Below are 9,100 nucleotides of genomic sequence, written 5' to 3'. Positions count from 1 at the left end.
GTTGTGGGCGCAGGCGACCTGGGCGCGGCACTGGGGCTGTCGCGCAGGGTCAGCCGATAGCTGTCGGTGTGGCTGCCGGTGTCCAGCGTGGCAAACCCGACCTCCGCGAACCCCCGCGCCGCGCAATTGCCCTGACCTGGCGCGTCAAAAACATCCTGCGAGACGCAGAAATAGGTCTCCCCTTCGATGAAGGGGCCGTCCGGGGTGGTGGCGCGGTAGTAGTAATAGCGGTTCAGCAGCGGGCCGGAGATCGGCGTGACGCAGGCGTTGGGATCGACAACCCACCAGCCGGAGGAGGTCCAGGCGCCGTCGCGGTAGTCGCCCACCGCGAGAGAGAGCCTGCTGGTGGACTCGTTGCAGATATCCAGCTCTGCCAGCGCCGGTGTCGCCAGCAGCCCGGCGCCCAGTGCATATGCCCAAACCGTTTTCATCCGTCCCCGCCTTCCTGATCGCGGGGTGGTTGTCCGTGTGATCCGCGCAGGGGCAGGGTAGGCGGGGCCTGCCCGGACAGGCAAGGGAAACCGCAAGGCGTGGTATCCGTTTGATAAATTGTCACAGCCCGTGCCCTCACAGCCCCTGCCACCACAGCCTGCCGCCTGCGCTGTAACCCGCTGTGCCGTGCCTGCCCTAGGGGGCGGCAAGCCCGGCGGTGGCCGCACGGCGCACCGCGGCGGTGATCTCGCGCAGGGCCGGGGCCATGATCCGGCTCACCTGCCAATAAAGCGGCGTGTCCAGTCGGCTGCCCGGCACCAGCTCGACCAAGGTGCCCTTGGCCAGATAGGGGCGCGCCAGCGGTTCCGGGTTCAACCCCCAGCCCAGCCCGGCGGCGGCGGCATCGAGAAAGGCCTGGGTCGAGGCGAGCGCGTGGGCCGGCGGCACGATGCCCGGCGCGACATAGGTGTCGAGCCAGCGCTGCTGGAGCTGATCCTTGGCGTTGAAGATCATGCAGGGCGCGCGGCGCGCCGCAGCGGGCGACAATCCCGCGCCGAACCACCGCGCCACGAAATCCGGGCTGGCGGTGGCGCAATAGTCCAGCAGTCCCAGAGCATGCACATCGCAGCCCGAGACCGCACGCGATTCCGCCGTAACCGCCGCCGAAACGGCGCCGCGCCGCAGCCATTCCGTGCTGTAGTCCTGATCGTCGATCACCAGATCGAACAGCACCCCATCGGCCGCCACCATGGCCGGAATGAACCAGGTCGCCAGACTGTCGGCGTTGACCGCGACCCGGATCCGGGTCGGGCCTGCATCGCGCTCCAGCGCCAGATCACGCGACAGGCTGCGCTCCAGCAGGGTGACATCCTCGGCGTGTTTGGCGATCCGCAGCCCGGCCTCGGTGCCGGTGCAGGGGCTGGCCCGGTTCACAAGGGGGGTGCCGACGCGATCCTCCAGCGCCTTGATGCGTTGCGACACCGCCGAGGGCGTCACCGCCAGCGCCGCCGCCGCCCGGTCAAAACTGCCAAGCCGCAACACGGCGGACAGGGCCGAAAGGTGATGGGGATCAAATCGCATTAGCAAAACTTAATTGAGGTCACTTTGTTTAACTGGATTACGCGATGGCGCGCCGCTAGTCAAAGCCAACCCTGATCCACCCCTGATCCAGCCCGAGGCCCGCCCCATGACCCAGCATCTGCCTGCAATTGACATGCTCTCCACCCTGATGGCGGGATTTGGGCTTGGCTTCAGCCTGATCATGGCGATTGGCGCCCAGAACGCCTATGTGCTGCGGCAGGGGTTGCAGGGTCAGCATGTGCTGCCTGTCATCCTGACCTGCGCCCTGTCCGATGCGATCCTGATCAGCCTCGGGGTGGCGGGGTTCGGCACCCTGACGGCTTGGGTGCCATGGTTTGAAACCGCGATGCGGCTGGGGGGCGTCGCCTTTCTGACGGTCTACGGGCTGCGGGCCTTGCGGTCGGCCTGGACCGGCGGGGCGGCGATGGAGGTTCAGGCGGCTCCCGACCGGAAACAGGCTGCGACGCCGGGGGTGCAGACCGCGCTCTGGCCGGCGGTTCTGACCTGCCTTGCCTTCACCTGGCTCAACCCGCATGTCTACCTCGACACGGTGGTGTTGCTGGGCGCGATCTCGGCGCAATATACGCCCACCTGGGTGTTCGGGGCCGGCGCCATCATTGCGTCTTTTGCGTTTTTCTTTTCGCTGGGATATGGCGCGCGGCTGCTGGCGCCGGTCTTTGCCCGTCCGCGCGCCTGGCAGGCCCTGGACGCAGGCGTCGGTGTTGTCATGCTCGGCCTCGCGGTGAAGCTGCTGGTGATGTGATGCGGGCTGGTCAGGCCTGTGCGTTCCGCCTAGCCTTGGCGGGGCGGTGGTTGCGCCGCAAGCCCAGGAGGACCCGCTGATGAGTTGGAACCCGACGCTGGACCGGCACGCCCCCGGTCCGGGCGACATCGACAGTATCGAAACGGTGATTGTGCCCCGCGCCCGCGACATCGGCGGCTTTGAGGTGCGCCGTGCCCTGCCGGCCCCGCGTCGCCAGATGGTTGGGCCGTTCATCTTTTTCGACCAGATCGGCCCGGCGGAGTTCATCACCGGCGCGGGCATCGACGTGCGGCCCCATCCGCATATCGGCCTTGGCACCGTGACCTATCTCTATCAGGGCGAGTTTGAACACCGCGATAGCCTTGGCACCCAGCAGATGATCCGTCCGGGGGCGGTCAACTGGATGGTGGCCGGGGGCGGTGTGACCCATTCCGAACGGACCACGGCCGAGACCCGCAGCGCCGGGCCCGGCAGTCTCTTTGGGGTGCAGACCTGGATCGCCCTGCCGGAGGACAAGGAGGACATGGCGCCGCTGTTTGAACATCACGACCGCGCCGCCCTGCCGGTTCTGGAGGGCGAAGGCAAAGAGGTTCGGCTGATCCTGGGGGCGGCCTGGGGCGCGCGGGCACCGGTCACCATGCTGTCCGAGGCCTTTTACGCCGATGTTGTGTTGCAGCCCGCCGCGAAACTGCCCATGCCCGACGATCACGAGGATCGCGGGCTGTATATCATGCAGGGCGCCGTCGAAATCGCCGGCCAGACCTTTGACACCGGCCAGATGATGGTCTTTCGACCCGGCGATGCGATCACCGTCACCGCCGGACCTAAGGGGGCCCGGCTGATGGCGCTTGGCGGCGCGACGATGGGCGGGCCGCGTCATATCTGGTGGAATTTCGTCGCCTCGTCGCGGGACAAGATCGAGGAGGCCAAACAGGCCTGGGCCGCCGGCGCGTTTGAAACCAACCCCCGGTTCCAGCTGCCGCCCGGCGATGACGCGGAATTTGTTCCCCTGCCGGGGCCGCGCGCGTGACACGACGCGAATATTTCACACATGAAGGGTTGCCATGTGAACGGCTTCTCTGTCTGTTGCGCTTATGAGCGATCCCATCTCCCCTGCCGCACCTGCGGCCCCTGCTGTCCCTGTTGCAAACCCTCTTCGCGGTGTCTTCTGGATGCTGGTCACGGGGGTGAATTTCGTCGCCGTCACGGCGCTGGTGAAATACATGGGGCCGCGCATCCCCCCGGCCGAGAGCGCGTTTCTGCGCTATCTCCTCGGGCTGGTGTTCCTGATCCCGATGATCGGCGCGTTGCGGTCGGTGCGCTGGAGCCGGGATCTGCAGGGGCTGTTCATCCTGCGCGGCGGGCTGCACAGCATCGGTGTGCTGATGTGGTTCTTTGCCATGACCCGCATCCCGCTGGCCGAGGTCACGGCGATGAACTATCTGTCGCCCGTTTATGTGACCCTAGGCGCGGCGCTGTTTCTGGGGGAAAAGCTGGCCTTTCGCCGGATTGCCGCCATCGTCGTGGCCTTGCTGGGGGTCGCGGTGATCCTGCGGCCTGGGTTTCGCGAGGTCTCTTCCGGGCATCTGGCGATGCTGGTCACCGGCTTCACCTTTGGCATTTCCTATCTGCTGACCAAAACGCTGGTGGGGCGCACCAATCCCACCGTGGTGGTGGCGATGCTGTCGATCTGGGTGACGCTGGCACTGGCGCCTTTTGCACTGGCCAACTGGATCACGCCGACCTGGAACGAGTTGGTGATCCTGTTCGGCGTGGCCTGTTTTGCGACCGCTGGCCATTACACGATGACTCTAGCCTTTGCGGCGGCACCGCTGACGGTGACGCAGCCGGTAACCTTCCTGCAACTTCTGTGGGCGACGTTGCTGGGGGCACTGGCCTTTGGTGAAAGCGTCGATATCTGGGTGGTGCTCGGCGGCTGCATGATCCTTGGCGCTGTCACATTTATGACCTGGCGAGAGGCCGTGCTGAAACGCCGGGCGATCACGCCACCATCGTATGCGACCAAATTCTGACTGTCGTCATTTCGTTACATTGAGGTCGTAGATGTTTGATCGAAAAAGAGAAATTCCCAAGGGGCGCTATGTTTCTGCGGACGATCAGACGGGTTCTCGGGGCTGCTTTGGTCCTTGCGCTGCCGGTCTCGGCCCAGGCGGCGCTAACGCTGTGCAACGACACCGGCGCGGAACAGGCCGTTGCGATCGGCTATAAGGACACGGCGGGCTGGACCTCGCAGGGGTGGTGGCGGATCGCGGCGGGGGAGTGCACCAGCGTCGTGCCCGGCCCTCTGGCGCAGCGGTTTTATTATCTGCGCGTCGAAACCGAAGGCTGGCAGTTTCAGGACGACAAGCTGTCCTTTTGTGTCCGGGACGAGAGGTTTTCCATCAAGGGGGATGAAAACTGCGCCCGGCGCGGCTTTCGCCAGGAAGAGTTCGCCCGCATTGATGTCGGCCCCGCAGCGCGCGATCATCGCCACACGCTCAGCACCAATCTGAACCGGCGCCTGCGCGATGGCGGCCCGACGCCGCAGGCGGGCAAACAGCCGCTGTTCCACGCGGTCGCGGTCTTTCAGGACTGCCGGATCGAGGCGCAACCCTATCAGAGTTTCTGCACCTTCATCGGCGAGGGGCAGCGGTTTCTGGTCTATCGCGACGACCGCCTGTCGCCGGCGCTCTGGCAGCAGCTGCAAGGGTTGCCGCAGGGGCGGCGGGTGGCATTGGCCGGGCAGCGCGAGCACCTGTTTGACACCGCGTCGCGGCTCTTGCTGCAATCGCTTGACGTGCTGGCCCTGAACCGCGCCGACCGCCTTCTGGCGCGGCTGCAGGGGGAATGGCGCTCGCTCGAAGATCCTGACGACAGGTTCCGGGTGCACGGGGCCGAGCGGATCAACACCTATGCCGGGGCGGAAACCTCGGTCGAATATGTTGCGATCCGGGATCGCTGCGCCGATGACAGCGGGCAGGGGCCCTATCTGTTTACCTGGGACAACAACGCCGGCACGGGCCTGTGCTACCGGATCGCGGCGGTTTCAGATCAGGAGCTGTCACTGGAATACATGCCGCAAGGCAAGGACCTGACCTATCGCCGCGCGCCTGCACCCGTGCGCTGAGCGCGCGCAGGCCAGAGGTCAGCGCGCCACGCTCCGCATGGTCACAAGATCCACCACCAGATGCGCCGCATGGCGGGCGGCGCCGGAATCGAGCGCCCCCTCGGACTGTGCCGCCTGCAACCAGACCCCGTCCATGTAGCTCTGCAACGCCTGGCGCGCGGTTTCCACCTGATCCGGCGGCACAAGCTGGCGCAGCTCGGCGACGAATTGGCTTTTGACGCGGGACCGGTTGATGCGATGCAGCCGCGACAGGCGGGGGGAATAGGGCGCATTGGCCCAGAACTGCATCCAGATGCTGCATTGGGGCACGGTATAAAGCGAATCTGCAAAGTTCGCGTCCATCACCGCATAAAGCCGGTCCTTGGGGGTGCTGGCAGCGGCATATCCGGCCACCATCGCGGTGCGCAGCTTGCGCAGCAGATGGCGCATCGTGGCTTCCATCAGACCCTCTTTGGAGCCGAAATAATAGCTGATCGAGGCCGCCGACGCCCCGGCCTCGCGCGCGATTTCCGCCATGGTTACAGTTCCATAGCCCCGTTTGTGCACGGTGACGATGGTGGCTTCGATCAGTTCTTCGTTGCGAATGTCGCGGATGCGTTTACGTGCCATGGCGACAGATTGCGCCAGCCTTGGCGATTATTCAATATTTCCTGTCAAAAAACCAAAACTTGAATGGCTGTTCAAAATTTGTTTTAATAGCGGCGTCGCCGACAGGCCAACTGCCGGTGTATCAAACAACAATAACACACATCATCCTGGGTGCGCGATGCGTGCCCTTGCGCCTAATTCACTGGGAGGTGAAACGAATGACAGTCCTTATTTCCGCAGGTATTCTGCTGGCGTTCGCGCTGGTGGCATTCTGCGTCATCAAGTGGTGGAATTTGGAGGTGGTCGGTGTCACGCCGGTGCCGCTGTTCACATTCATCGCGATCCTGTTCACATCCGGCCTTGATGTCGGCCTGATCATGTTCCCGCTGGCCTGGGATTTTCCGCTCTATGCCGATACCGCGGCAGAGCCGGCCTATGGGTTCACCAACCCGCTGGCGCTGGAATTCGGGTTCTGGGGCTTTTTGATCTGGGGCTTCTACTTCCTGACCACCTTCTACTTCTGCGTGATCGAACCACGGGTGAAGTTCTTCGAGATCCCGGTGGTCAAGTGGATCAACAACATCGTCATCATCGGCACCTGTGCCTTTACCGGTGCGCTGTTCCTGATCTATCTGCCCTATTACGCGACCTTCATGGGTGACGGCGAAACCGTGATCCCGGCGTTTTATGTCATCACCTTCCTGGTGATCCTGTTCGCGGCGTTTTCCTCGACAGACATCAAATACGTGCGCATCCTGTCGCTCAGCTCGACCGGGCTGTTTGCGCTGCTGATCCTCGGCATGTGGGCCTATTCCGGCATGGGGCTGGGTGAATTCGCAGGCACCGCCGGCAATATCGGCGGCTATTTCGCGAACATCCACAAATTTGTGCTGCCGCTGACCGACTACCACGAATTCTACCTGTTCTGGTGGTTCGCCTGGTCGATCATGATCGGTCAGTTCACCTCGCGCTTTGTCGGCGGGCTGAAGACCTGGCAAGTGCTTGGTGCGCTCCTGGTCTTCCCCTCGATCCCGCTCGCGGTATGGTTCTCGGTGCTTTACTACTACCACCTCAACGAAATCGCGACGACGACGATGATCAATGTCTCGATGGTGGTTGTGGGGATCGTGTTTGTGATCAACTCGTTTGACTCGCTGATCCGTCTTTACACCGACAACCTCAACCTGACCTCCCAGCGGTTCGGCAAGCTGCCTTATGTTCTGGGCAACGCGGTTGTGCTGTTTGCGCTGACCGTCGCCTTCCAGAGCCAGTGGCTGCAGATCCAGTGGATCGGTGGCGTGGTGATCGGTCTTTATGTGGCCTGCCTGATCTACATCTTCGCGGTGAAACGCGACGCGGTGATGGCGATCGAGGCCAGCCCACCTGAAAACGATCTCGACTTTTCCAAGATCGAATCCGTGCACTGACCGCACGTCTGCGGCGTCCCCGACGGGGGCGTCGCACCGACCCATCCACGAGCGACGCAGGCCGCGCCGTTCCTGTATGTGCCGGGGTCCGACCTCCGCACCGCGTTGCGACCTGCCTGTCAGGCGTGATGTTTTCCCAAAATTCCTGCAGCCGCTGCGGGACCCCATGTTGACCTGAAAAGGACGCAGGCGATGACACATCCAGCCCAGCCCAAAGCCAGCCATTTCGTGAATGGCGCCTATGTCGAAGACACCGCCGGCACGCCGATCCCGGTGATCTATGCCGCCACCGGTGAGGAAATCGCGCGGGTCTATGCCGCCACTCCGGCGATTGTCGAACAGGCGCTGGCCAGTGCCCAGGCGGCGCAAAAGATCTGGGCCAGGATGACCGGTACCGAACGCGGCCGGGTGCTGCGCCGGGCCGCCGACATCATGCGCGAACGCAACCATGACCTGTCGGTGCTGGAAACCTATGATACCGGCAAACCCCTGCAGGAAACGCTGGTGGCGGATGCCACCTCGGGCGCCGATGCGCTGGAGTATTTCGGCGGACTGGCCGCCTCGCTGACCGGGGAGCATATCCCGCTGGGCGAGGATTGGGTCTATACCATCCGCGAACCGCTGGGGCTTTGTGTTGGCATCGGGGCCTGGAACTACCCGACCCAGATCGCTTGCTGGAAGGGGGCGCCCGCGCTGGCCTGCGGCAATTCGATGGTGTTCAAACCCTCCGAGACGACGCCGCTCTGCGCCCTGAAAGTGGCGGAAATCCTGCATGAGGCGGGGGCGCCGGCCGGGCTTTATAACGTCATCCAGGGCATGGGCGAGGTTGGCGGCGCGCTGGTCACCGATCCACGGGTCGACAAGGTCTCGCTCACCGGATCGGTGCCGACCGGCAAGAAGGTCTATGCGGCGGCGGCGGCCGGCATGAAACATGTCACCATGGAGCTGGGCGGCAAATCCCCGATGCTGGTGTTTGACGATGCCGACATCGAAAGCGCCATCTCTGGTGCCATCAATGGCAATTTCTACTCCTCCGGTCAGGTCTGTTCCAACGGCACGCGGGTCTTTGTGCAAAAGGGCATCAAGGAGAAATTCCTGACCCGTCTGGCCGAGCGTACCGCCACCGCCAAGCTGGGCGACCCGATGGACGAGAGCGTCAATTTTGGTCCGATGGTGACCGAAAACCAGATGAACATCGTGCTGGGCTATATCGAGACGGGCAAGGCCGAAGGCGCGCGTCTGATCTGCGGTGGCGCCCGCGCCGAGATGGACGGCTACTATGTGCAGCCGACGGTGTTTGCCGATGTGACGGATGACATGACCATCGCCCGCGAGGAGATCTTTGGCCCCGTCATGTGCGTGCTGGATTTCGACACCGAGGCCGAGGCGATCGCGCGCGCCAATGACACCGAATTCGGCCTGTCGGCGGGCGTGTTCACCAAGGATTTCACCCGCGCGCATCGGGTGATCGGGCAGCTGGAGGCGGGGAGCTGTTTCATCAACTCCTACAATGACGCGCCGGTCGAGGCGCCGTTCGGCGGGGTGAAAGCCTCCGGCGTGGGGCGTGAAAACTCCAAGGAGGCGCTGAAGCACTTCAGCCAGGTGAAATCGGTCTACGTGCGCATGGGCGACTGCGAAGCCGCGTTCTGAAGCCGGACATCGTCCCTTCGGACGACGCCCACC

The 9,100-nt window shown here is 63.9% G+C and carries 9 protein-coding genes; 6 read left to right on the top strand and 3 right to left on the bottom strand.

What is annotated here, in order from left to right; genetic code table 11:
- On the bottom strand, positions 1–431 hold a 431-nt coding region (locus TRIHO_RS11760; RefSeq protein WP_068243644.1), incomplete at its 3' end, for a DUF1036 domain-containing protein.
- Positions 432–627: 196 nt separating this feature from the next.
- A complete protein-coding gene (locus TRIHO_RS11755; RefSeq protein WP_068243642.1) occupies positions 628–1,512 on the bottom strand; it encodes a LysR family transcriptional regulator ArgP in 885 nt (294 codons plus the stop codon).
- Between the two features lie 133 nt (positions 1,513–1,645).
- On the opposite strand from TRIHO_RS11755, the gene TRIHO_RS11750 reads away from it, so the two are divergent.
- The 4 genes from TRIHO_RS11750 to TRIHO_RS11735 all read left to right on the top strand — a co-directional run bounded on the left by TRIHO_RS11750 (position 1,646) and on the right by TRIHO_RS11735 (position 5,402).
- A complete protein-coding gene (locus TRIHO_RS11750; RefSeq protein WP_068243648.1) occupies positions 1,646–2,275 on the top strand; it encodes a LysE/ArgO family amino acid transporter in 630 nt (209 codons plus the stop codon).
- Between the two features lie 79 nt (positions 2,276–2,354).
- On the top strand, positions 2,355–3,305 hold the full coding sequence (locus tag TRIHO_RS11745) for a pirin family protein (protein ID WP_068243639.1): 951 nt from the start codon (positions 2,355–2,357) through the stop codon (positions 3,303–3,305).
- Between the two features lie 142 nt (positions 3,306–3,447).
- The gene (locus TRIHO_RS11740; protein ID WP_207498683.1) at positions 3,448–4,308 is read left to right on the top strand and encodes a DMT family transporter; all 861 of its coding nucleotides are present in this window, start codon (positions 3,448–3,450) and stop codon (positions 4,306–4,308) included.
- A gap of 68 nt (positions 4,309–4,376) precedes the next feature.
- Positions 4,377–5,402, top strand: a complete 1,026-nt coding sequence (locus TRIHO_RS11735; RefSeq protein WP_068243633.1) for a DUF1036 domain-containing protein — start codon at positions 4,377–4,379, stop codon at positions 5,400–5,402.
- A gap of 18 nt (positions 5,403–5,420) precedes the next feature.
- Here the strand turns inward: TRIHO_RS11735 and betI are convergent, their stop codons facing one another.
- Complete coding sequence (betI, locus tag TRIHO_RS11730) at positions 5,421–6,011, bottom strand: choline-binding transcriptional repressor BetI (RefSeq protein WP_068243631.1); 591 nt, start codon at positions 6,009–6,011, stop codon at positions 5,421–5,423.
- Between the two features lie 197 nt (positions 6,012–6,208).
- Here betI and TRIHO_RS11725 point away from each other — a divergent pair, with 197 nt between their 5' ends.
- Complete coding sequence (locus TRIHO_RS11725) at positions 6,209–7,417, top strand: choline transporter (protein ID WP_068243628.1); 1,209 nt, start codon at positions 6,209–6,211, stop codon at positions 7,415–7,417.
- A gap of 192 nt (positions 7,418–7,609) precedes the next feature.
- Entirely contained in the window at positions 7,610–9,067 is a 1,458-nt protein-coding gene (gene betB / locus TRIHO_RS11720) for a betaine-aldehyde dehydrogenase (RefSeq protein WP_068243626.1), read from the top strand.
- Positions 9,068–9,100 lie beyond the last annotated feature (33 nt).

This window comes from Tritonibacter horizontis (assembly GCF_001518015.1).
Taxonomy (GTDB): Bacteria; Pseudomonadota; Alphaproteobacteria; order Rhodobacterales; family Rhodobacteraceae; genus Epibacterium; species Epibacterium horizontis.
This window is presented reverse-complemented; position numbering and strand designations above follow the sequence as displayed.